Here is a 23194-nt window from a genome sequence, read left to right as displayed (position 1 = left end):
GGCTTAATCTAAATCTAAAAGCTGCAAGTGCTACCGTTTTGGTCGCTTGCGGCTTTTATTGTTTCCTCCTATATTCTGTTTTTCATCGGCGTGCGCTCCCCCACGTTTCAGAGCAAAAGCGTAACCTATGAGACGCACTCCACAGAAAGCTTTTCGACGTCTTCACCCTTCGAGGTTGTCTTTAAATTTTCTGTGGCCCCCATGAAAAGCACGACGTTCACTTTGTCTTTACAAGGGAAAACGCCATGCCGAAATACCAATGGATCACGAGGGTATATGAGCTTATACGACCGAAAGGCCGCTATTCTGCACAGTCAAACTCCATCGCAATGGTCTACTGCTCAGGTCCGTAGGCTTCGTTGTGCTGTGATAAGCATGTCCACTGCAATTGGTATTGCTCTGGCCACGCTCGCTTCCTCGACGATGCGAGACAACCATGTCACAGCGATTGCATTGGCTATGAGGATGGCAATGGGGGCTGCAGCTGCTCTGGCCACGCTTGTTAGTACGCTGGGGTTACCTTATGCGATCCGACATTCGCTTTCTAGAAAGTCACGTCACCTTCTCTCTTCTTTTCTTGTCGCTGTACCTAGTTTTGTAGTTTTAGCCACAGGTATGTTGAGTGCTTTCGACCGCTTTTTTCCTAGTGCTTTGTATGCGCCTCTGAATATTATCCTTGTCACCATTGCGATGCCCTCTGCAGGAATAGCAATTTTTATAGGAAGTCTATTCTTTTTCCCACAGCGATTACGCTGGATCTCAACAGTCCTGGTGCTCTTACCGCTCTTAAATGCATGGCTTTCTATTTCTGGGAAGTTTTCCGCTATCGCTGAATACTCGGTGTTCCTATCTCTAGCACCAGTGCTGATTGCTCTAACAGCCCTTATCGCCTCCATAGTCTGGCTTCTACGCATAGCTTTGCGTAATCTCTCAGTCCTGTTGCTGCTCACTGCTGCAGCTATTTTGGCGACGGTGCAGTTTATTTTCTGCATGCACATCATCGCGGGCGCACCACTCAACGCAAACCTAATAACGCTAACTTATGCCGGTTGTTGCTTGCTTAGCATCATGTCGGCCATGCTGCTGCCAAGCTATCGTGTACGAATTAAAAACAATGCCGCCGCGCACCTTCCAGTTAGGAAGTCTTCGGCATCACACGGCGTTACCGCAGCAGCGGCCACAGACTCCCACCAAGAAATTCGAGCTGCATAACGCGGCCTTGCTGTGCTTTTATCACGTGGGCTAGCAGCTAATTAGACTACGCACTAGAAAGATCACGGATTAAAGCATCAATATCCCAATGCTTCTCAATACTATCTGCTAGTAGATCGAGTTGTTTGTCTCGCTCACCCTGAAAAGACGTTTTGGGATCAAGCACAAAGCCCGTTCGTCCCGTCAACGCAACGATGCGTCGCAAAAATTCTCTACGCGCTGGATCCGATTCGAGATACCCATGCCGGTGTGTGCCAAAACATGCGCCCTTAACCGCCCCCTCCTCCCCTATCCACGGGGTTTCGGTAGAACGCATAACTCGGCCGTGGTGGACCTCATAACCGCCATGATCGTGTCTTATTAAGGTTTTTTCCGGATGGAAAGCTATATCAATGTCAAAGATTCCTAGGCCTTGTACGGGCTTGTGAGTCCCAGATTCCACGGGATCATGAATGCTCGCACACATCATCTGAAAACCACCGCAGATGCCTAAAACTGGGGCTTCTTGGCGAGCTCTTTCTATGATGGCCTCTGCGATCCCCGTGCGTCTTGACCAGTTCAAATCACTTACGGTCGCTTTTGAACCAGGTAGTATCACCACATCTGCCTCATGAACTTGGTCAGGATCCACAGTCCAAGAAACCGTCACCCCCGGTTCACATGCCAAAGCTTCTACATCAGTGGCATTGGATACTCGCGGAAGCCTCACCGCCGCCACCCGCAAACGCTGCGCGCCAAGAGCCGGAGAAGCGGGACCAACAGTGGACCCTATATGTGTTTGGAGAGAATCTTCCGCATCTATCCATAGTCCTTTGATAAAGGGCAAAACAGCGACAGTGGGCACTCCAAGCCGTTTTTCTAGATCATCTAGCCCTGGTTCAAGGATCGATTGATCCCCCCGGAATTTATTAACAATAAACCCTGTGATTCGTGCTCGATCTTGCTCGGAAACAATCTGATGAGTACCAAAAAAATGAGCTAAAACTCCGCCCCGATCTATATCCCCCACCAAATAGACCGGAAGATCACAAGCTTCAGCTAACCCAAAATTTGCAACGTCCGTTTCCCTGAGGTTTATCTCTGCAGGCGACCCTGCTCCCTCGCAAATCACAACTTCATATTCCGAGCGTAATGCGTTAAGAGCCTCTGCAGCTACGGTCCTTAGCTGAGCGCGATACTCGATATAGTTGCGGGCGCTCACGTTGCCGGCAGCTTTACCATTCACCACAAGCTGTGAGGTCCGGTCTGACCCCGGTTTTAACAAAATCGGATTAAAAGCCGTGCTGGGAGCGAGCCCACAGGCACAAGCTTGTAGTGCTTGCGCTCGTCCTATCTCGCCGCCATCGGGTGTCACCGCCGAGTTATTCGACATATTTTGGGCTTTAAACGGGGCAACTTTTATGCCACGTCTCGCAAATGCACGGCACAAGCCAGCCACTACCACAGATTTTCCGGCATCCGATGTGCATCCAGCAACTAGAAATGACTTCATATAAACCCCAAAAGGCGACAACCGATAGAGCAAGACAACGCAGTGACGCTAAAACCGCAGTCTGATTACATCAGAATAATAGCTGCCAGAGAGAACTACTTAACTTCAAGGTCCGCATCCGGAATAGTAAGAATCTCGTTGCCGTCTTCAGTAATAACTAAAGTGTGCTCAAACTGCGCACTGAATTTAAAATCTGTGTTTTGCACGGTCCAATCATCATCCCAGATACGATAATCCAGACCTCCTAGATTAAGCATGGGTTCCACAGTTAGCGTCATACCTGGCTCTAGTACGTCCTGATAGGCATCAGAGTCATAGTGCAAAACCACAAGCCCATTATGGAATGTGGTTCCGATCCCGTGTCCGGTGAAATCAGTAACTACGTTATAGCCAAATCGCTTGGCATAAGACTCAATTACTCTACCGATTACGTTAATCTCACGGCCCGGTTTTGCAGCACGAATTCCGCGGAGGGTTGCTTCTTTGGTTCTTTCAACAAGCAACCGGTGTTCCTCTGATACATTTCCAGCGAGGAATGTTGCATTGGTGTCACCATGCACTCCGTTTTTGTATGCGGTGACATCAATGTTCACAATGTCACCGTCTTGAATAACTGTGGAATCCGGGATCCCATGACATACGATCTCATTAAGACTCACGCACACCGATTTAGGGAAATGACGATACCCCAAGCAGGATGGATAGGCTCCGTGATCGCACATATATTCATGTGCGATGCGGTCAAGTTCATCGGTAGTCACCCCGGGTGCTACGGCGGCCCCTGCTACGTGCAAGGCATTGGCAGCAATCTTGGATGCTTCGCGCATTGCTTCGATTGTCTCGGGGGTCTGCACAAAAGGCTCACCGATAGCTTCTTGCACAGTATCTTTCCAAACATATTCCGGACGCTCGATATGCGCTGGAACCTCACGAGTAGCGCTCTGTTTTCCAGGTACAAGGGATTTACGGTTATAAGACATGCCTCCCATGCTATCCCTTTAAGCGATTAAGCTTGTCGACGCCTCCCGTTACCTCACATCTTGACGCTTCCGGCTTGATCAATGAGCATTAAGCTCGTCGAGGTTTCTCAGAAAATTGTCGGTTATTGCCACAGATGCTTCAGAGCCACCGCCCAAAACGATGAGAGTAGCAAAGGCCAAGTCTCCTCGATACCCCGTAAACCAAGCATGGGAACCACCGTTAATTTCTGCTTCGCCAGTCTTTCCAAAGATCTCTCCGCCAGCACTCATACCGGCGGCAGTTCCACCGGGTTTGGTAACCGCCCCCATTAAAGAACGAAGCTGATCAATGGTTTCTGGCTTGAGCGCTTCAGGATGCTTATCCATTTTTGTTTCTCGTCCGGAGATCAGTGTCGGAGTTGGCGTTTTCCCTGCGGCAGCGGTCGCAGACATCAATGCCATCCCAAAGGGAGACACTAGAACCTTTCCCTGACCATATCCCGCCTCGGTGCGATCAAGCGGAGTCTCTCCTTCCGGAATTGACCCGGTGAGGGTATTCAAGCCAGGGATGTCATAATCCACGCCGATGCCAAATTGACTTCCGATTTGTTTAAGTTGTCCCTGACCTAGCTTCTCAGAAATATTGGCAAAGGTGGTGTTACACGATCGCGCAAAGGCCTTTTGTAAAGGGACATTACCCAGCGAAAAAGCATTGTAGTTAGTTACTGTTCTTCCATAGATATTCATCGTGCCCGGGCATGGCACGATACTGCCAGCGTTTAACCCTTCGTCTTGTATACCGGCAGAAGCAGTGACTACCTTAAACGTTGATCCCGGAGGAAATTGACCGTTAAGAGCAAGATCGCCCTCTTCATCTGCTTTGGGAGTCTGCGCGACAGCTAGAATCTCCCCGTTAGAAGGACGGATCGCAACGATCATTGTCTTCATGTCTTTTCTTAAATTCACTGCAGATTCCGCAGCCTGCTGCACCTTTTGATCAATGCTGATCCGGACAGCGGGAGCTACCTTTGGGGCATGATATTCAATATTTTCCAGTGCAGCGCCATCAGCCGTAACCGAAGACACGGTCCACCCATTGTCGCCCTCTAACTGACTATCAACGATTTTTGACACTCGTTTAATAATGTCCGGAGCAAAACGTGGGTCTTTATTTACCAATGCTGCTTCTTTATTCAACGTCACTCCGTTGATGCCAATAAGCTGCCCTTGCAAGGCCTCACCCGTTTGCTGGCTCAGTAGCGTAACCGAGTAACGCCCCTTTGCTGCTTTTAGATCGTCTGCGAGCTCATTGGCTTTAATATCAGGGATCGTTTCATCATAACTTCGAGCAGAATGTAAGTGGGCCGCAACCGTACGCGCGACCGTATCCTTGTCTGTTACGCTGGGAGCGTCGATAAGCAGGCGATATTTAATACCAGGCACCAAAATTGCGGCGCCGTCGGAGGAAACCACGCTAGCGCGTTCTGCGTTAATCGCCCGCAATTCGAGGTGCTGATTCGCACCTAGCCGAGGATGCAAAGCTGATGGCTGCCAACGGATTTTCCATTCCCCATTTATCCGATTCAGCGTCATAGATGTTTCATAGCTAAAAGTCCTATCACGAGGTAAATCCCAGGTCATAGTATATCGAGCGGTCGCAATTGTATCTTTTGTGTCCACCGATGTGATCTCAGCACGCAATCTTTCCGCTTGGAGTCCTTTCCACGAGGATTCCAACACCGAACTTACTTTATCCGCGCTATCGGTGTGAGCCCCTGCAGCACTAAAGTTGGCGTCTTTAAGATCAGCCAGAAAGGCTTTCGCCGTAGGGTCCGCTGACGCGGGCTTAGGCGTGCATGCCACCAAGGTTCCAGAAAACAAGCACATCGAAAGGCCCAAAGAGACCATAGTTTTCAGAATTGAATTAGTGGGCATGCTCATGGGCGTAAGGCTAACATTTAGTGAGCAAACTTTATCTGCGACACAACCATGTTTGTAGTGGGAAAACTACGATGTCATCTGAAGCCTAAAAAGAAAAATCCCTATAGTTTTATATCCACCGTGTCAGGCATAAAACTATAGGGAGTTTTCCGTTTTTAGCGGGTTACTTTTACCTGGGGGCCAGCACCTTCTTTGATTTCTAGCCCTTCAGATTCCGCCAAACGCATTGCTTCTTCAATCAAAGTCTCAACGATCTGCGATTCTGGAACGGTCTTGATTACCTCTCCACGCACAAAGATCTGACCTTTGCCATTTCCGGAGGCAACACCCAAGTCCGCATCACGGGCTTCACCTGGCCCGTTAACTACGCACCCCATTACTGCAACACGCAGCGGAATATCCATTCCGTCTAATGCTGCCGTGACTTCTTCTGCCAAGGTGTACACATCAACTTGCGCACGCCCGCAGGAAGGGCATGACACTATTTCCAAACCACGCTCTCGCAAGTTGAGCGACTGTAGAATCTGGTCGCCCACCTTAATTTCTTCCACAGGGTCTGCAGACAGCGAAACTCTGATAGTGTCGCCGATTCCCTCCGACAAAAGGGCACCAAAAGCCACAGAAGATTTAATCGTGCCTTGGAAAGCAGGTCCGGCTTCTGTTACACCGAGATGCAATGGGTAATCGCTCTGAGCGGCCAACTGGCGGTAGGCCTCAACCATCACCACTGGATCATTGTGTTTTACGGAAATGGCGATATCGCCAAATCCGCAATCTTCAAACAGCCCGGCTTCCCACAGCGCGGATTCTACGAGGGCCTCAGGAGTGGCTTTTCCGTATTTTTCCAAGAGGCGTTTATCCAAGGACCCGGCGTTAACACCGATGCGGATGGGAATTCCTGCGTCACCGGCCGCTTTAGCTACTTCTTTTACCCGTCCATCAAATTCTTTGATATTTCCCGGATTCACACGCACTGCAGCGCATCCAGCGTCGATAGCGGCAAAGATGTACTTCGGCTGAAAGTGAATATCCGCAATCACAGGAATGGGAGATTTTTTGGCGATAATCGGTAGTGCCTCAGCGTCCACAGTTTTAGGACATGCCACGCGAATAATATCGCAGCCGCTAGCGGTCAACTGAGCAATTTGCTGAAGCGTCGCATTGACATCATGCGTTTTAGTCGTTGTCATCGATTGAACAGACACCGGGTAGTCAGAACCGACCCCTACGTTTCCAACCATGATCTGGCGTGTCTTACGCCGTGGAGCCAATACTGGTGGCGGCGCATCTGGAAGGCCAAGCCCAATAGGTTGTCCAGTGGTGATTGACACTAAGCATGCTCCTTGTACAAAAATGGGCTACACCCATCACAATGGGATAAATCAGATGAATCCAAATTCTAGCACCGTGCTTACTCATCACAATGTATAAGCACTCCCAGGCCAGCCCGAATTCAAAGAGGTTTGTGAGAGGGCTGGCCTGGCTGTTATCAGCCAAATAGCTTGATTGGGTTGACCACATCGGCGATGATAACCAACGCTCCCACGCCCATAAGAAGTGCGGCGACTCCAACAGTTAGCGGCATGAGCTTGGTGTAATCGGCTGGTCCTGCGGGCTCTAGACCACGGGCTTTGCGGAGAAGATCACGAAGCTTCTCATAGATCACCACCGCAATGTGGCCACCATCCAGCGGCGGAAGCGGGATGAGGTTAAACAGCGCAAGGAAAAAATTCAGGCTGGCAAGCATCAAGAAGAACATACTCCACAGGGATTTCTGAGCTAATTCACCACCGATACGTGAAGCACCAACAACACTCACAGGGCTTTCTTGATCACGCTGTCCCCCAAGGATCGAGGCCGCAACGCCTGGTATTTTTGCGGGAAACGCTGCAAGTCCTTTAAGAGTGGCGCCAAGCATGTCACCGGCATAACTCAGCGTTCCGCCCACTGCTGAAACCGCGTCGTAGTGGAGAATGACATTCTTCAACGGCGCGCTGGATACGCCGATAGCTCCAACCGATACTTCTTCCCCTTTGGTATTTAACCGCAAAGCGTTTGCCACCGGAACATTAAACGTTAACTGTGCCCCATCTCGGTCCACAGTAACAGCTACGGTCTTTCCCGCTTTATCCCGAACATAATCCCTGACCGTGACAAATGAGCGCATAGCTTGTCCGTCGATGGCAACAATCCTATCGCCTTGCCTCAAACCGGCTTCAGCTGCAGGACCTACGCCATTACACGGGGCCAACGTCGTAGCATCAATCTGTTTAGGAGCTACGCAAGAAGTTTCTCCGACTGTAGCAGTGGTATCCACATGGTTGTTGGGCAATCCCGTGGTCACCGCCACCCCATAGAGAACAATCAAAGCCACCAGAATGTTCATTATGATGCCACCCAACAGCACTATAATGCGCTGCCACCAGGGTTTATGCATCATTGAGTGCGGTGCTTCCTCTGGTGTCACCTGATCTTGGTTTGTCATTCCCGCGATATCGCAGAATCCACCCAAGGGCACAGCTTTAAAGCCATACTCTGTGTGGCCCCGCTTAAAGGAAAAAACTGTGGGACCAAAACCAATAAAATAACGGCGAACCCGCATTCCACATGCTCGTGCCGCAGTATAGTGTCCCCACTCATGCAATGCGATGGTGACAGCTATACCGACAGCGAATGCGGCAACACCAATAAAATAAGACAGCACTAACTAAAACTCCTTATTTGAAGAAAAGCTGAGTATAGCAACGATTAATCTCAACTATTTCTGAGCTAGTTTATCCACAAATAGATTTGCTCGACGTCGGGCTTCTTTCTCGTGCGCCAAAATCTCGTCTACGGAATGTGGCTCTCCCGCAAAATCAGAAGCATTCTGGACGATTTCTTCAACAGTATCCACGATATGAGGGAACCGAATCCTGCCGGCAAGAAAAGCAGCGGCGGCTTCTTCATTAGCCGCGTTATATACCGCCGGATAGGTTCCCCCTGCCAGTGCAACTTCACGGGCAAGCCGAATGGCAGGGAAAGCTTGATTATCCACAGGCATAAAATCCCAAGAACTTGCAGAAGAAAAATCAAGGCTAGGCTGTGCGTCTGGAACGCGTGCTGGCCAATCCAAGGCATGAGAAATCGGCAGTTTCATAGAAGGAGGAGACGCCTGAGCGATAGTCGCACCATCCGAAAAAGTAATCATGGAATGCACTATCGACTGTGGATGCACCGTGACGTCAATGTGATCTGCGGGGACGTCGAAAAGCAATGTTGCTTCTATTAATTCCAGTCCTTTATTTACCAAAGTCGCCGAGTTTAGTGTATTCATTTGTCCCATCGACCACGTGGGGTGCGCCGCAGCTTGCTGAGGAGTCACATCCCACATCTGTTGCCTAGTCCACCCCCTAAACGGTCCACCTGAAGCGGTTAGCACAAACCGCGCAACCTCGGAACGAGCCCCAGAGCGCAAACACTGAGCCATCGCCGAGTGCTCAGAATCCACGGGGATAATCTGCCCCGGACGCGCTTTGCTAGTAACAAATCTCCCGCCAGCTACCAAGGACTCTTTATTAGCCAACGCAAGATTCTCCCCGCTCTCAATGGTGGCCAATGTTGCTGAGAGTCCCAGCGACCCTACTAAACCATTCAAAACAGTGTCAGCTTCTATGCTCTGAACAAGCCTGGTAGCAGCATCTTCCCCACTCAAAATCTGATTCCCGAGTGCTGCAGAAACAGCATGCGCCGCTTGAGGATCAGCAACGGCAACAGCATGAGCCGGAAGGCCCAATATTCTTGCCTGCTCTATTACGGCGCGCGGATCGCGTCCGCCCGCCGCAATTCCAACGACCTGAAACCGCTCCGGATTTGCCTCAATAACTTCAAGGGCCTGAGTACCGATAGAACCCGTGCTGCCTAGAATTAAAATTCGCTTGCTCACTCCGCCATTATCGCAGCATTTTACAATCTGCGTTTATCTCCACTGGTTATTTACGGCTTCTTTTACAGTCCTTTACAGTCCTTCCCTATTTTGCTTACGCAGAAGCAGATCATCCTGAATCCTTCCCGGGCACTCAGCGACACCAAAGTTCCGCACTGTAATCCGTTTCATCTTTATTGCAGACATTAAATCCAACGAAATCACTGACCGGACCAAGGCTGCTTTCAACAAAATCAGTGGTACACGCGTCAAAGAATCCGGAAATTGTAGACGTCGATTTTTCGTCACACCACCCCCTAATGGGCACCAACTTTTGAACGAGGGATCGTCTAAAATAAGGCCCCTACGATACCTACTGCCCCGGTCATGTCTCACCACAAGCAATACGCGCTGTTTTGGGGCGACGAAAGCCGTCTAGCAAAAAATCGCTTTAGCCAGTGGAATGTGCAAAAATAAGCGGTAAATCTTTACGTGTATCCACTCTGCAACGCCCACTTAAGCTCAATAGAGCTTGTCGAGATAACGCAGTGTTTTGAGACAAGGAGAACAACGTGGCTGGTTCCCACGAAATCGCCCCTGAGATTCATCATGGTGTGTCCACTTTGGACGAGCCTTCTGCTGCTTGGGGTTGGCACAGCATCGGAATGCGAGCAGTTCAAATTTCGGGTTGGATTTCAGTGCTCTTCCTTCTCGGCTACAACTTTGGTAACCACAAGGGGCACGTAGAAACCATCTTCTTGTTTACATTTGCAATCTTGATTGCCGCAGGTCTCATCTACTTGCTGGTTAAGCCCCAAGGCACACAGGTAAGAACCCTGACAGCCCACAACCAGCCCCTCGGCTACAAGGAGCGTGACTGGACCTACGAGCAGGCAACATGCACTGGTGAGTACGCCAAACTCAGCGATTCCCAGCTACGCGCCCTTAACATCGAGCCTGAGCGTGTTCGTCATCTACGCTCTATCCCAGAGGCCTAAAATATTAAAAAAGCGATCCTACCTAATATCTGCAAGGTAGGATCGCTTTTTTATGTTTTTGGGAAGGAAGGGCTTATCCACGCCCCCCACCCCGGACTTTAACGCAAAATCAGCGTTCTTCTGCTGCCAATTGGCCGCACGCCGCTGCAATCTCCTGTCCACGGGTATCTCGAACAGTACACGGCACCCCCTGAGCAATGACTCGCCGAACGAACTCATGTTGACGGTCCTTCGGCGATGCGTCCCATTCAGATCCAGGAGTGGGATTCAACGGTATGAGGTTGACGTGAACAAGCGATCCTAAAGCTTTATGCAGTTTTTTCCCTAACATATCTGCTCGCCACGGCTGATCATTCACGTCTCGAATCAGAGCGTATTCAATAGATACACGCCGTCCAGAGCGATCAGCATAATATCGTGCGGCGTCCAATACCTCTGCAACTTCCCAACGGTTGTTAGTAGGAACCAAAGTATTCCGTAGCTCATCGTCTGGAGTGTGCAGAGAAACCGCAAGAGTAACTGACAGATCTTCCTCGGCAAGTTTTCTTATCGCTGGCGCCAACCCCACCGTAGAAACTGTCACATTACGCTGCGAGATTCCAAAGCCTTCCGGAACCGGAGAAGTAATCTGGCGGACTGCAGAAACTACACGCTTATAGTTAGCCAATGGCTCCCCCCATCCCCATGAAAACGATATTGGATAATCTACCCCCCTCAGCATTCATCGTTGCCGATGCAGCACGCACTTGGTCCACGATCTCTGCAGTGGATAGGTTACGATCCAGCCCACCTTGCCCAGTAGCGCAAAATGGACATGCCATACCGCATCCTGCCTGAGAAGAAATACACAACGTCGCACGATTTGGGTAACGCATCAGGACTGATTCAAGTAAGGTGCCGTCATGTAATTGCCATAGCGTCTTCTGGGTTTCCCCAGCATCCGTTTCAATAGCACGAATCGGATTCATCAAGACCGGGAATAGCTTTTCTTGTACCTTTTCACGTACACCAGCAGGCAAATCCGTCATTGTACGAGGATCCGCTTCAAGGCGACCATAATAATGGCGAGCAATCTGGTTTGCCCGAAATTTGGGCAGCCCCAATTCTTTCAACGCGCTAATGCGTTCTTCCACCGTATAATCAGCAAAGTGCTTCGGGGGCATGCTCCGACGCGGCTGGGAAAAATTTAGTTTTACCGGGGTCGCAGCGCGCCGGGTGCCCGAGGTTTTTACTGCTGGTGCATCTCCAGTAGTTTTAACAGACTGAGTGGAATCATTAAGGGTAGTCATCAGTACTATCATGTCACGTTACGCCTTAAAACATAGAACCTTATGAGACAAATGATGTCTATGATTGTTTCTCGGCGTCTCTGTAACCCACTATCAGGCAAATTGTATCCGCATTGTTATCGCTAGTCATTGGATATTGGCCAGTCCATCACGTTGAATGGAAAGCATGCGTAACAAAGATGCTTTCCGTGATCCTTCTTTATCTGAGCCCAGCTCCGATGTGTCGTTTCCTGCTGCGGGCTCAGATTCAAGCAATAAATCTGATGGTTCCCTCCACTCCCCCACAGAACTAAGTGTTCCGACGAGTGATTCCGTCGAGAGCTCTTCCTCATCTGCCAACAAACAAACAGTTAAAAAGACATTTGCTGGCGGCACCTGGGTTGCCCTCATCATCGGTGCTCTCTTGTTGATCCTTCTGCTTATCTTCATTTTGCAGAATCAGGAAAAAGTAGTCCTTCACATGTTTGCGTGGGAATTCTCCGTACCAGTGGGAGTTGGCTTCCTTCTTGCATCCATTACAGGAGCATTGATTATGGCCTTGGTCGGTGGAGTACGAATGTTCCAGTTACGGCGCCAGATTACTAAACATTAACAATGACAAAGAGGGGACGTGACTTATCATGATGATCGTCCCCTCAGTCAGGCTAACTTTAAACAGAAGAGATAAAGCTCAAAACCAACCACGTAACCATGGCAGAAGGCAACATTCCGTCGAGCCTATCCATAAGACCACCGTGGCCGGGAAGCATAGCGGACATGTCCTTAATACCTAGTTCTCGCTTGAACTGTGACTCCACTAAATCGCCTAAGGTAGCGCAAATCACCAATCCAAACCCTAGAATTAAGCCCCACCACCAGGTGTAATCCAGAAGAAAATGCACACTCAATACGCCGACAGTCATTCCAAAAATAACTGAACCCGCGAAACCTTCCCACGATTTCTTTGGACTCACTGCAGGAGCCATCGGGTGGGATCCAAACATCACACCAGCGACATAGCCACCAACGTCAGAAGCAACCACGCAAAGCATGAAGGTTACAACAAAATATGCCCCAGGAGCTACGTCATTTTGAAACTGAGAGAGCATAGCTGCAAAGCTTCCAAAAAGCGGAACCCACGTCAGCACAAGAATCGCCATCGCAGTATCGCGTAAATAATTTTTCGGTGGCATGTGAGGACCATGATGAAAAAGCCTGCTGAACATGGTGACCAAAACAGCCGCCACAAAACCAGCTACAAGACCTCGTGTGCCAAAGAATAAGCTGAGCCACAGCATGACTTGACCGCCAATAATAAGCACCCATCGCTGCACTAAGTAACCCGCTTCGCTAAGCCGTGCATGTACCTCAGCAGTAGCAAGCGCTATGGCAATTGCAACTAACGGATACCAAGCATGCGGAATTACAAAGATAGCTAATAAAACCAATACCCCCAGTCCCACACCAATGCTAATGGCGGCTTTGAGATCTCGCCCAGCAGAATTTTTAGGCTTTGGAAGATGCTCAAACCCTTTAACGGCATCATTCATGTGGCAGGTCCTCCGAGGGAGTGAGTTGGTAATGCATAAGCGCCTTGTGCTTATCGCTCAATGTAAGGTTTTAATCCTTAAAGTCAATAAGACGCGGAGGGCACACGCCTATAGCGAATACCCTCTGCGTAAGTTTTCCCCGTCGCAACAACATTAACATCTGCATCACGCCGTGGATTAAGAAGTCCTAGACCTCCATTAACTCTGCTTCTTTTTTAGAAACAACCTCATCGACCTGAGCCACGTACTTGGCAGTGATCTTGTCTAGTTCCTTTTCGGCTGCTTGAACCTCGTCTTCCCCGGCATCGCCATCTTTCTGGATCTTTTTCAGCTGATCCATGCCTTTGCGGCGGACGTTACGGATCGCAATTTTTCCGTCTTCGCCCTTAGACTTGGCAACTTTCACCATTTCTTTACGACGCTCCTCAGTGAGCTGAGGAACGGTAACACGCAAAACTTGTCCGTCATTTGTAGGGTTTACGCCGAGATCCGAATTCCGAATAGCGTTTTCGATTTCCCCCATCATGGACATCTCATAAGGCTTAATCAAAAGCATACGAGCCTCTGGAACAGAAATTGTTGCCATTTGCGTGATCGGTGTAGGAACGCCGTAATAATCAGCGATGACCCCATTGAACATTGCTGGATTCGCACGGCCAGTACGAATATTAACTAGGTCGTCCCTCGTCCTTTCGACTGTCGTGCCCATGTGCTCTTCAGATTCGAGCAAAATATCGTCGATCATAAAAATCCCTCTTGTTTAAAGACCACGTGTAATGGAGCGCCACATGAATTATAAAAACTAGAACAGACGCCCTTTTCCACGAGTATTTCTATTTCGGAAAACTCGATAGTTTAATAGGTACTTAATCTATCAGGACTTGACCAAGGTTCCGATTTGATCCCCTGCCACCGCACGCGCGATATTGCCTTCTGTAAGAAGGTTGAACACCAAAATCGGCATATCATTGTCCATGCACAAGCTAAAGGCAGTGGCATCTGCGACCTTCAGACCTTTTTCAATCACTTCGCGAGGAGTAATGTCGTTAAATAGTTCTGCTTCGGGATTAGTACGAGGGTCATCACTGTATACACCATCTACGGCCTTAGCCATGAGAAGCACTTCACAATCGATTTCTAGTGCTCTTTGAGCTGCAGTCGTATCTGTAGAGAAATATGGCATACCCATTCCGGCTCCGAAGATAACCACACGACCTTTTTCCAGATGACGCTTAGCACGAAGGGGCAAATACGGTTCTGCTACCTGTGCCATGTTGATGGCAGTCTGCACACGACAATCGATGCCTTCTTGTTCAAGGAAGTCCTGTAAAGCCAGGCAGTTCATTACAGTCCCAAGCATTCCCATGTAATCGGAACGGTTGCGGTCTAAGCCACGTTGTTGGAGCTGTGCGCCACGGAAGAAATTTCCGCCTCCAATAACAACAGCTACTTCTGCGCCATTTCGAGCAACGCTGGCGATTTGACGAGCGACATTTTGTACAACATCCGGATCGATGCCAACGGAACCACCGCCGAACATTTCACCGCCAAGCTTCAGCATCACTCGTTTATATCCGGTCCGCGAGTTGGTGGCACCTTCAGCCATTGCAGTCAACCTCTCCGATTCTCAGGCACTTAACGTAACCCGAGCCATATTTTGCTCTCTTCTGGCACGATCGTCCGTATCCCAAGACACTTGCATAGCCTGCTGGGCAAAGTACCTCACCCAGATCTATGCAAAAGTCCATGTTGTGTTGCTCTGCTTATTAAAAAGATTCAAAGCAACACAATACGAATCGAAGAAGATTGTACCCGTATATATCTTCTAGCAACGCATCACACCCCGATTAGAACTTATATCTGCAACACACACGCATAGGGATGATTAAAAGCAAAAAGACTCCCCTGCGTCCTTATTTCCGAGTCGATCCTGATCTCTCAGTTCAACTTCAAAAATGGCCCGCTTAGGGGAGTCTCCTAAAAACTACGGTAGCACCTAGTAATTTATTAGTGCTGGCCTACCTCGTAACGAACAAAACCGGTCAGAGTAACGCCAGCCTCATCCATGACCTGCTTAACAGTCTTCTTGCTATCTGCAACGGAAGCCTGCTCTACAAGGCAAACATCCTTGTAGAATCCATTGAGGCGACCCTCAACAATTTTCGGGATAGCCTGCTCAGGCTTCCCTTCCTCGCGAGTGATCTGCTCAGCGATGGAACGCTCCTTCTCCACGACCTCAGCAGGTACATCCTCACGGGTCAGGTATGCGGCCTTAAGAGCAGCAACCTGCATAGCTGCAGCATGTGCTGCCTGCTTAGCAGCATCACCTTCGCCGGTATATGCAACCATAACGCCCACGGCAGGGGGAAGGTCAGCAGAACGCTGGTGCAAGTAAACAGAAAGGTTCTCAGCTTCCAAGGTTGCGGCGCGACGAAGCTCTAGCTTCTCACCGATCTTTGCGGAGAGTTCCTGGATAGCGTCAGCAGCAGACTTCCCATCAACGTCAGCAGCAGCAAGCTCTTCAGCAGAGTTGGCCTTAACAGCGGCTGCAGCGTCTGCAACCTTCTGTGCGAACTCTTTAAACTCAGCGTTCTTAGCAACAAAGTCAGTCTCAGAGTTGATCTCGACCATTGTATTACCAGAAACCGCAATCAGACCCTCGGTAGCGTTACGCTCAGCACGCTTTCCGACGTCCTTAGCGCCTTTAATACGAAGGACCTCAACAGCCTTATCAAAATCGCCGTTGGTTTCTTCCAAAGCCTTCTTGCAGTCAAGCATGCCGGAACCGGTGATCTCGCGGAGCTTCTTTACGTCTGCAGCAGTGTAGTTCGCCATTATCGGGGCGATCCTCCTCATGTAGGAAAAATTCTGAAGATTTTCGATGTTTAGCGTATCCGACTCTCGCACTTTATGCAGAAAGACATCACGCTATTCACCACAAGGAGCCCCCACCCCGAGCATAAAGCCAACTTCAATTATTTTGGCTTCTCACTCTGGAGCTGGGGGCTCGCAGCTTATGCCGCCCGCTGCAGAACAACGAGGGCAAAAGAAGTTTTACTTAGCCTCAGCCTCAGCTGCGACCTCTGCAGGTGCCTCAACCTTTGCTGCAACTTCTTCAGTTGCTTCTACTTTGGCGGCAACCTCAGTCTTGTTTGCGTCACCGGCGGCTTCCTTCGCTGCAGCAAGAGCGCGCTCTTCACGAGCCTTCTTACCTTCAATAACAGCGCTGGAGATAACACGGGTAAGGACGTCGATGGAGCGGATAGCGTCATCGTTACCTGGAACCGGGAAGTTAACAACATCCGGGTCACAGTTGGTGTCAAGGATCGCAACAACAGGAATGTTCAACTTGTGAGCCTCAGAAACAGCAATGTGCTCCTTGTTGGTGTCGATGACCCACATTGCAGAAGGAATCTTGTTCATGTCTGCAATACCGCCAAGAACGCGCTCAAGTTTGGTGCGCTCACGAGTAAGCATGAGAACTTCCTTCTTGGTACGGCCATCATAGCCGTTCTCAGCCGCATCCATAGCCTGCAATTCCTTCATACGGTGCAGACGCTTGGAAACAGTCTGGAAGTTAGTCAACATACCACCAAGCCAGCGGTGGTTAACGTAAGGCATACCAACGCGCTCAGCTTCGTTCTTGACAGACTCCTGAGCCTGCTTCTTGGTGCCAACGTAAAGGATGGTGCCACCGTGAGCAACAGTCTCTTTAACAAACTCATAAGCCTCGTTGATAAAGGTCAGAGTCTGCTGCAAGTCGATGATGTAGATGCCGTTACGGTCGGTGAAGATGAAACGACGCATCTTTGGATTCCAACGGCGGGTCTGGTGCCCAAAGTGGACGCCAGCATCGAGAAGCTCTCGCATGGTTACAACTGCCATGAGTGCTTCCTTTCTCTAAAAATGTGGTTGTCATATTTTTCACGGGCTCTCCCCGTGTCCTAGCAGAACTAGAACGAAAACCAACACCCATAGCTCTTTAAAGCAAGAAGTACGGGACCACGTTGTTTCGCTGTCACCGCAAAGTGACGTCAGAACTGCGCGTAGTCAGCACGCCAAAATTAGGACACACTGCTAGCGAGCTAGTCTAGACTGCCTCTTTCCCAGAAACAAAATGCACGTTTCATCTATCCACACTCGCATCAAATCATCTAACCCCACGAGTAACAAGAGCTTCATCCACCCCAGTTTCCACAGATGTTGTCCCGTCCTATTTTTCTACAAAAGCACTACCGGAAACATTAGAGCCATGACGCTTTTTCATTTACGCCTCCCCAACACAGCAAAAGGAAAAAAATTTTCTGTCAAACTAGCCGTTCTTGTCATTACTTTTACCGCGATCGCCTCCACCCCTCCCGTAGCATATGGTTATATAGATCCAGCCTCTGGAAACAGATCAGCGCAAAGGGTCCTCAAAGGTTTTAAAAAACCCGAATATAACTGGCTTCCGGGCCACCGCGGCGTAGATCTCGAATTAAGCGTAGGAGCAAACGTACTTGCCGCCGAGTCAGGGATAGTTGCATTTTCTGGCACAGTAGCCAGAACTCCAACAATATCTATCGACCACCCCGATGGGATACGGACAACTTATCAACCAGTGTTTACGTCCCTAAGAAAAGGCGACTCAGTACGTATCGGAGACGTTATTGGGCAATTAGCACCCAGCACCGACGGCAATGCCGGACTCCATTGGGGCGCTTTTACAGGAAACTATGAATACATAAATCCTTTATCGCTTCTCGACGCCCCCACAATCCGACTCAAACCCCTCGCGGGCTTACCTAATCTCATGCCCGCGGATGCGATCTCTTAAATGCCTCTTTAAGTCGCTGGGAACTCACGTGTGTGTAAATTTGCGTAGTATTCAACGAGGAATGGCCAAGCAACTCTTGCACAATTCGAAGGTCAGCGCCACCGTCAAGCATATGGGTGGCAGCAGTATGACGCACCGAGTGAGGCCCCAATCCCGAGATTCCGGCTTCCTTACCAGCCGCGTCGACAAGCCTACGAACTTGGCGCGGATCTAATCGCCCGCCCCGAACCCCCAAGAACAATGCTGCCTCAGATTGATCTTTACACATGGCAGGCCGTCCAGTTTCTATCCAATGGGTCAATGCATCACACGCCGCCTGACCAAAGGGAACGACCCGCTGCTTATCGCCCTTACCTAGCACTTTAAGAGTTTTTCGACGCCAATCAATATCTTCAAGATTGATACCACACAGCTCTGACACCCGAATCCCGGTTGCATACAACAGCTCAAGAACAGCCCGATCTCGCGCAAACTCCGCTTCCGTTTTTGACGCCGGATGCTCAACCACCGACTCCGCCTGACCTGCCGCCAGTACCTTAGGAAGATGCCTACCGACTTTCGGAGCAACCAGTCTAGCGGCCATGTCAGTTTCAATATATCCCTGTTTAAGCAGCCATGAACTCATCGATCTAGCCGCCGCCACCCGGCGCGCAAGTGTCGCACGCGTTTTTCCTTCTGCTACGGCTTCCCCCAGCCAGTCTCGCAAGTTATCCAGAGTAAAGTCCTTCAGCTCCGGTTTTCGCATGGCAAAAGTATTCAGGTCACTGCGGTAACCTTTAAGCGTAGCGGGAGACCTACCTGATACGAGTTCCAAATGCTCAATAAAATCGTCTATCAGTGCTGACATCTGTGCCATTGCACTTAACCCCTCCCCCAATAGACAAGGGCGGAAACTACCGTTACCGGTAGCTCCGCCCTTGAATCTGACTCACCCATAGTGCATAACCATAGCGCGAAGACGTCTGGCGTTAAAAGATCGTGTCACGATCACTAACGTACCTTCAGAATCGGCATCCCCGATCAAGAACCAGCCCGAACCCGATCGGAGATTAAATTAGGCTTGCCTGACTAACTTTAAGGCGTAGATACGAAATATGCAACCCCTTCGCAATAAAAAGTTTGATACTCATTCACAACGATGTATCTCTTCCCCCTTTGGCTTGGCTACTTGCCATTAAAAAGCACCTTACGTTGCCAGCCGGCGCCTTCCCTTTGCACCATTCCCTTATTTGATAGCTCAAGTAATAAATGGACGGCTAAACCAATAGAGACGCCAGAGCGCCTAGCTATAACTTCTGTTACCTCGGGCTCTGCCCCTAAGGAATCATAAATCCGTAGCTCGTTCCTGCTCAATTTCTGAACTGCGTTAGGAGCGAACGATATCTCATATTGCTCGTTAACGTCGATCTCTCCGATTTTAGAGATTAAGGCACGAACCTCGTCTGCGCTGCAAACTAATTCAGCCTCATGGTTACGTATTCTTTCATGGCACCCGAGGGAGCCAACTGTAGTAATCGGCCCCGGCACAGCCATAGCTACGCGGCCTAAGGCACTCGCCCAGCTCAGTGTATTTAGCGCCCCGGAACGCCACGCTGCCTCTACGACAACTGTTCCCAAAGATAAAGCCGCCACCAACCTATTACGGGTAAGAAAGCGATGTCGGTGGGGAGACAAACCTGGCGCATATTCGCTCACTATGCAGCCTCTTTGCATGACTGCACGAAACAGCCCTGCGTTGCTCGATGGATACGCTTTGTCCAGTCCTCTAGCTGCCACCACGACCGTAGTCCCGGATCGATTAAGCGTTTCTGTATGGGCTTGTGTATCTACCCCCAAGGCGCCACCGGAGATAATCGAATACTGATGATCTACCAACCCTGACACCAGAAGCTTCGTCGCATCTCTTCCATACCTACTTACTGCACGTGTTCCCACCACAGAAACTGATTGCTGAATACACTCTGATAGGTTCCTTCCCACAACCCATAAGGCATGTGGCATCACCGCATCCTCTTGATACGAACGGTTGTGGTCGCTCTTTCCAGATTCTGCAAAGCCAAACGCACTATTAAAAAGATGTCGGGGCCATTCATCGTCTTCTGCGGTAATAAGTCGGCCACCAAGATCTACAATCCGCTTTAGGTCCTCTTGTGCACTATCGCATTCATATCGCGCTTGTGTGGCTCGTAAAAGCGCCGATCCAAGCCAAGTTTCACGTTTCTTTATTGCATAGGCTATTCGCTCTGCATCTACTCCTTGCCGTAGCAATCGTTGAAGTTCCCGGTTAGGCCCTTCACATACTCGCGATAAATACGCCCATGCTTTCAAACGGTCATTCATGCCAATGCCTCTATTGTTTTAACATCGCGTAATTCCAGTGCTTGCGCTACATGCCCCAGATCAGGGATAGCTGTGCCTTCTAAGTCGCTAAGCGTCCACGCCATCTTTAATGCTCTATCTGCACCTCGATGACTTATAGTTCCGTCGCTAAGATATGCCGCTAAAAGCGCCATACCTGCGGAATCTGCTGGAAATTCTCGACGCAACACGTGTGGATTCATGTCCGCATTCGTTTGAGCACTATAACCCGCTTTTTGCCAACGAAATCTCGCTCGTTCTCGGGCAGCTAACACCCGCTGAGCAACTGCGGAACTAGGCTCCTCACATCCGTCAGACAACAACGGTCCTTTTGATCGCGTGCGAACAATGATATCGATCCGGTCCCGCAATGGGCCCGATAAGTTATTAAGATAATTTCTTCGTACAGTAGAGGTGCATCTACACTGGGCGGGATCATCGGCTGCACAGCGGCATGGATTAGCTGCTAGTACGAGCTGAAACCTTGCCGGAAATCGTATTTCTTGGTGCGCTCGAATAAGTCGAACGCATCCTTCTTCCATGGGAGTGCGAAGACAATCCAGTATTCGAGCTGGAATCTCGCTTACCTCATCTAGGAAAAGAACACCTGTGTGAGCAAGGCTTACTGCTCCAGGTCGCATGTTTCCTACGCCTCCACCTAAAAGAGCAGCCCGGCTTACAGAATGATGTGGAGCAACAAAAGGCGCCTGCGCGACAAGGGCCCGAAACGGTTTTCCGACCACTGAATGCACAGCCATCGCCTCTAGCAATTCTTCAGCATTTAGTTGCGGAAGAATGGTGGGAATCCGTTCAGCGATCATCGATTTTCCGCTCCCAGGTGGGCCAATCATGAACAGATTATGTCCGCCCGCCGCCGCTATTTCTGCAGCGCGTTTAGCCTCAGGCTGCCCCACTACATCCGACAAATCTTTTTCATTAACAATCGAACGCGTATCCCCCTCTATACGAGTGCTGATTTCTCCCACCTTTTGCAGATTATCTGCGCCTCTTAGCCATTCAAGGACTGCGGAGATATTGGGAGCAACCATCACTTTAATATCTGAAATACTTGTTATGGCTTTCGTTTCTTCAGCATTCCCAACCGGTATAACAGCTGTCTTAATCCCTTGATCACGCGCAGCGATCAGTGCTGGCAACACGCCAGAGACAGGCCTGATTTCACCATCTAACGCGACTTCCCCGAGCAGCATCGTGGACTGGAGTCTCTGCGATGCCAATATGTCTTTATCCGCTGCACATAAGATCCCCATGCACATAGCTAAATCGATCTGAGAGCCAGATTTCTTCAACGAAGCCGGAGATAAACTAACAATCACTTTTGTTTTCGGCCATGCTAACCCTGAATTCTGCGCAGCTGTTTTCATACGATCTCGGGATTCTGCAATCGCAGCATCCGCGAGCCCTACTACATAAGTGCCTGGAAGCCCTGGACCTATATTTACTTCTACGGCAACAACATAACCAGTTACTCCCGAGATAGCTGCGGAAAAAGTTCTAACAAGCACCGCGATCAATCCCCTCATAACAGGTAATTTGCGCAGAAGAATCCCTGGAGATACAGATAACAATCGCATCAAAACGAATATCGAACCACCTTTTATCTTGTAACCACAGGTATGCCGCTTTACGCATTTTTCGGAGTTTTTAGCCGTAATAGCTTCCCCTAGACCATAAAAAGGTGTAGAGCGAGTTTTTACTTCAACAAAAACAAGACATCCGTCTGGGGACTCAAGCACCAAGTCAAGTTCTCCTACTGTGAATTGTGCATTACAATCCACTACTTCATATCCCCTGGCTTGGTACCACTGTGCGGCAATTCTTTCGCCTTCTTTCCCTATTGAGAAATGCTTTCGGCGCTGTATATGCATAGGCACATGGTTAGAAGTGGCTGTCATCTTTATTGTCCTATTTTTTAGATTGCACTATCGAGCAAGGCTAGGTGTTGCCTCATTGGTGTAGTTGATAATGCGATAAAACCTGCATTTTTTCAGCAGGTAGGCAATAAAAAGCCATCGTTTGTGGAGAATTATCAGTTAGTGGCGCAAGCTGTCCACATATCCATCACAACAGCCGCGTTCGCTTGTCATCTTTCCACTTGTGTGTTAGATAATCCACGCAAAAATTATTGTCGGAAGAAATATGAAAGCTTTTAAAACCATTGTTTTTCGGCCTCCACTTCTACATGCAGTTGAGCGGGCAGAAGAAAACCACAAGAACGCTACATCTGGCTGTGCAACTGAGGCTTAAAACTCTTCGCAGGATTATCCAACGCCCCAACGGTAACTCATACGCATAGTATTAATCATTAGTTACCAGGCTCAGCTGAGGGTCTAGGCACTCTAGTAGAACATCAATCTCGATACTAGAGATTAATCCGGCATGACAAAATCAGGCTTGTCGAGTTCTTCAATGTTTACGTCTTTATAAGTAATGACTCTGACATAACGCACGAATCTTGCGGAACGGTACATATCCCATACCCAGGCATCAGACATTCTGACCTCATAGTAAACATCAGAGCCTTGCGTATGAGGAATTAGCTCAACTGCATTGGCAAGGTAAAATCGCCGTTCTGTTTCCACTACATAGGAAAACTGACTAACCACATCTCGGTACTCACGATACAGTGACAGCTCTACCTCAGCCTCGTAGTTGTCGAGTTCTTCTGCACCCAT

The 23194-nt window shown here is 49.4% G+C and carries 19 protein-coding genes and 1 pseudogene; 4 read left to right on the top strand and 16 right to left on the bottom strand.

Features of this window, described 5'->3' with window-relative positions:
* Positions 1–276 precede the first annotated feature (276 nt).
* Positions 277–1212, top strand: a complete 936-nt coding sequence (locus tag CpATCC19410_RS06685; RefSeq protein ID WP_013242154.1) for a hypothetical protein — start codon at positions 277–279, stop codon at positions 1210–1212.
* Between the two features lie 46 nt (positions 1213–1258).
* On the opposite strand, the gene CpATCC19410_RS06680 is transcribed toward CpATCC19410_RS06685, so the two are convergent.
* From CpATCC19410_RS06680 to dxr, 6 genes are all read right to left on the bottom strand, one after another.
* Positions 1259–2704 carry a cobyric acid synthase gene (locus CpATCC19410_RS06680; protein WP_013242155.1) on the bottom strand — a complete coding sequence of 482 codons (1446 nt, stop codon included), beginning with the start codon at positions 2702–2704 and terminating at the stop codon, positions 1259–1261.
* A gap of 95 nt (positions 2705–2799) precedes the next feature.
* Entirely contained in the window at positions 2800–3693 is an 894-nt protein-coding gene (map, locus tag CpATCC19410_RS06675; RefSeq protein ID WP_013242156.1) for a type I methionyl aminopeptidase, read from the bottom strand.
* 69 nt (positions 3694–3762) lie between these two features.
* The gene (locus CpATCC19410_RS06670; protein WP_013242157.1) at positions 3763–5604 is read right to left on the bottom strand and encodes a penicillin-binding transpeptidase domain-containing protein; all 1842 of its coding nucleotides are present in this window, start codon (positions 5602–5604) and stop codon (positions 3763–3765) included.
* Positions 5605–5759: 155 nt separating this feature from the next.
* Entirely contained in the window at positions 5760–6935 is a 1176-nt protein-coding gene (ispG, locus tag CpATCC19410_RS06665) for a flavodoxin-dependent (E)-4-hydroxy-3-methylbut-2-enyl-diphosphate synthase (RefSeq protein WP_013242158.1), read from the bottom strand.
* Positions 6936–7093: 158 nt separating this feature from the next.
* Positions 7094–8308 (bottom strand): M50 family metallopeptidase, encoded by a 1215-nt coding sequence (locus tag CpATCC19410_RS06660; protein WP_013242159.1) that lies wholly within the window; start codon positions 8306–8308, stop codon positions 7094–7096.
* A gap of 54 nt (positions 8309–8362) precedes the next feature.
* The gene (gene dxr, locus CpATCC19410_RS06655) at positions 8363–9529 is read right to left on the bottom strand and encodes a 1-deoxy-D-xylulose-5-phosphate reductoisomerase (RefSeq protein WP_013242160.1); all 1167 of its coding nucleotides are present in this window, start codon (positions 9527–9529) and stop codon (positions 8363–8365) included.
* A 551-nt stretch (positions 9530–10080) separates the two neighbouring features.
* Here dxr and CpATCC19410_RS06645 point away from each other — a divergent pair.
* On the top strand, positions 10081–10506 hold the full coding sequence (locus CpATCC19410_RS06645; protein ID WP_013242161.1) for a DUF2631 domain-containing protein: 426 nt from the start codon (positions 10081–10083) through the stop codon (positions 10504–10506).
* Between the two features lie 109 nt (positions 10507–10615).
* Here the strand turns inward: CpATCC19410_RS06645 and rlmN are convergent.
* A pseudogene (gene rlmN, locus CpATCC19410_RS06640) lies at positions 10616–11669 on the bottom strand (dual-specificity RNA methyltransferase RlmN).
* Between the two features lie 292 nt (positions 11670–11961).
* Between rlmN and CpATCC19410_RS06635 the strand changes: the two are divergent.
* Entirely contained in the window at positions 11962–12387 is a 426-nt protein-coding gene (locus CpATCC19410_RS06635) for a LapA family protein (RefSeq protein ID WP_014300779.1), read from the top strand.
* 58 nt (positions 12388–12445) lie between these two features.
* Here the strand turns inward: CpATCC19410_RS06635 and CpATCC19410_RS06630 are convergent, their stop codons facing one another.
* From CpATCC19410_RS06630 to rpsB, 5 genes are all read right to left on the bottom strand, one after another.
* Positions 12446–13324, bottom strand: a complete 879-nt coding sequence (locus CpATCC19410_RS06630) for a phosphatidate cytidylyltransferase (RefSeq protein WP_013242165.1) — start codon at positions 13322–13324, stop codon at positions 12446–12448.
* A 187-nt stretch (positions 13325–13511) separates the two neighbouring features.
* Positions 13512–14069, bottom strand: a complete 558-nt coding sequence (gene frr / locus CpATCC19410_RS06625) for a ribosome recycling factor (RefSeq protein ID WP_013242166.1) — start codon at positions 14067–14069, stop codon at positions 13512–13514.
* A 129-nt stretch (positions 14070–14198) separates the two neighbouring features.
* Complete coding sequence (gene pyrH / locus CpATCC19410_RS06620; RefSeq protein ID WP_013242167.1) at positions 14199–14930, bottom strand: UMP kinase; 732 nt, start codon at positions 14928–14930, stop codon at positions 14199–14201.
* Positions 14931–15331: 401 nt separating this feature from the next.
* Positions 15332–16159 carry a translation elongation factor Ts gene (gene tsf, locus CpATCC19410_RS06615; RefSeq protein WP_013242168.1) on the bottom strand — a complete coding sequence of 276 codons (828 nt, stop codon included), beginning with the start codon at positions 16157–16159 and terminating at the stop codon, positions 15332–15334.
* A gap of 219 nt (positions 16160–16378) precedes the next feature.
* Positions 16379–17209, bottom strand: coding sequence for a 30S ribosomal protein S2 (gene rpsB, locus CpATCC19410_RS06610; RefSeq protein ID WP_013242169.1), 831 nt, complete (start codon positions 17207–17209; stop codon positions 16379–16381).
* Positions 17210–17576: 367 nt separating this feature from the next.
* Between rpsB and CpATCC19410_RS06605 the strand changes: the two genes are divergently transcribed.
* On the top strand, positions 17577–18140 hold the full coding sequence (locus CpATCC19410_RS06605; protein WP_014300781.1) for a M23 family metallopeptidase: 564 nt from the start codon (positions 17577–17579) through the stop codon (positions 18138–18140).
* Here CpATCC19410_RS06605 and CpATCC19410_RS06600 read toward each other — a convergent pair.
* From CpATCC19410_RS06600 to CpATCC19410_RS06585, 4 genes are all read right to left on the bottom strand, one after another.
* On the bottom strand, positions 18115–18996 hold the full coding sequence (locus CpATCC19410_RS06600) for a tyrosine recombinase XerC (protein ID WP_013242171.1): 882 nt from the start codon (positions 18994–18996) through the stop codon (positions 18115–18117). The two genes, CpATCC19410_RS06605 and CpATCC19410_RS06600, sit on opposite strands and share 26 nt — an antisense overlap.
* A 308-nt stretch (positions 18997–19304) precedes the next feature.
* Complete coding sequence (locus tag CpATCC19410_RS06595) at positions 19305–20480, bottom strand: DNA-processing protein DprA (protein ID WP_013242172.1); 1176 nt, start codon at positions 20478–20480, stop codon at positions 19305–19307.
* Complete coding sequence (locus CpATCC19410_RS06590) at positions 20477–22414, bottom strand: YifB family Mg chelatase-like AAA ATPase (protein ID WP_014401248.1); 1938 nt, start codon at positions 22412–22414, stop codon at positions 20477–20479. The genes CpATCC19410_RS06595 and CpATCC19410_RS06590 overlap by 4 nt, the downstream gene beginning before the upstream one ends.
* A 474-nt stretch (positions 22415–22888) precedes the next feature.
* Positions 22889–23194: a DUF2469 domain-containing protein gene (locus CpATCC19410_RS06585; protein ID WP_013242174.1), complete on the bottom strand. Its 306-nt coding sequence runs from the start codon at positions 23192–23194 to the stop codon at positions 22889–22891.

This window comes from Corynebacterium pseudotuberculosis, from assembly GCF_002155265.1.
Taxonomy (GTDB): domain Bacteria; phylum Actinomycetota; class Actinomycetes; order Mycobacteriales; family Mycobacteriaceae; genus Corynebacterium; species Corynebacterium pseudotuberculosis.
Note: the sequence above shows the minus strand (reverse complement) of the source record. Positions and strands in the feature narration are given on the sequence as shown.

Excerpts from the sequence above, each read along its gene's own strand:
- CpATCC19410_RS06685 (WP_013242154.1), top strand. The coding sequence starts at position 277 with ATGAGCTTATACGACCGAAAGGCCGCTATTCTGCACAGTCAAACTCCA.
- CpATCC19410_RS06680 (WP_013242155.1), bottom strand. The coding sequence starts at position 2,704 with ATGAAGTCATTTCTAGTTGCTGGATGCACATCGGATGCCGGAAAATCT.
- map (WP_013242156.1), bottom strand. The coding sequence starts at position 3,693 with ATGGGAGGCATGTCTTATAACCGTAAATCCCTTGTACCTGGAAAACAG.
- CpATCC19410_RS06670 (WP_013242157.1), bottom strand. The coding sequence starts at position 5,604 with ATGAGCATGCCCACTAATTCAATTCTGAAAACTATGGTCTCTTTGGGC.
- CpATCC19410_RS06635 (WP_014300779.1), top strand. The coding sequence starts at position 11,962 with ATGCGTAACAAAGATGCTTTCCGTGATCCTTCTTTATCTGAGCCCAGC.
- CpATCC19410_RS06630 (WP_013242165.1), bottom strand. The coding sequence starts at position 13,324 with ATGAATGATGCCGTTAAAGGGTTTGAGCATCTTCCAAAGCCTAAAAAT.
- frr (WP_013242166.1), bottom strand. The coding sequence starts at position 14,069 with ATGATCGACGATATTTTGCTCGAATCTGAAGAGCACATGGGCACGACA.
- pyrH (WP_013242167.1), bottom strand. The coding sequence starts at position 14,930 with ATGGCTGAAGGTGCCACCAACTCGCGGACCGGATATAAACGAGTGATG.
- tsf (WP_013242168.1), bottom strand. The coding sequence starts at position 16,159 with ATGGCGAACTACACTGCTGCAGACGTAAAGAAGCTCCGCGAGATCACC.
- rpsB (WP_013242169.1), bottom strand. The coding sequence starts at position 17,209 with ATGGCAGTTGTAACCATGCGAGAGCTTCTCGATGCTGGCGTCCACTTT.
- CpATCC19410_RS06605 (WP_014300781.1), top strand. The coding sequence starts at position 17,577 with ATGACGCTTTTTCATTTACGCCTCCCCAACACAGCAAAAGGAAAAAAA.
- CpATCC19410_RS06600 (WP_013242171.1), bottom strand. The coding sequence starts at position 18,996 with ATGGCACAGATGTCAGCACTGATAGACGATTTTATTGAGCATTTGGAA.
- CpATCC19410_RS06595 (WP_013242172.1), bottom strand. The coding sequence starts at position 20,480 with ATGAATGACCGTTTGAAAGCATGGGCGTATTTATCGCGAGTATGTGAA.
- CpATCC19410_RS06590 (WP_014401248.1), bottom strand. The coding sequence starts at position 22,414 with ATGACAGCCACTTCTAACCATGTGCCTATGCATATACAGCGCCGAAAG.
- CpATCC19410_RS06585 (WP_013242174.1), bottom strand. The coding sequence starts at position 23,194 with ATGGGTGCAGAAGAACTCGACAACTACGAGGCTGAGGTAGAGCTGTCA.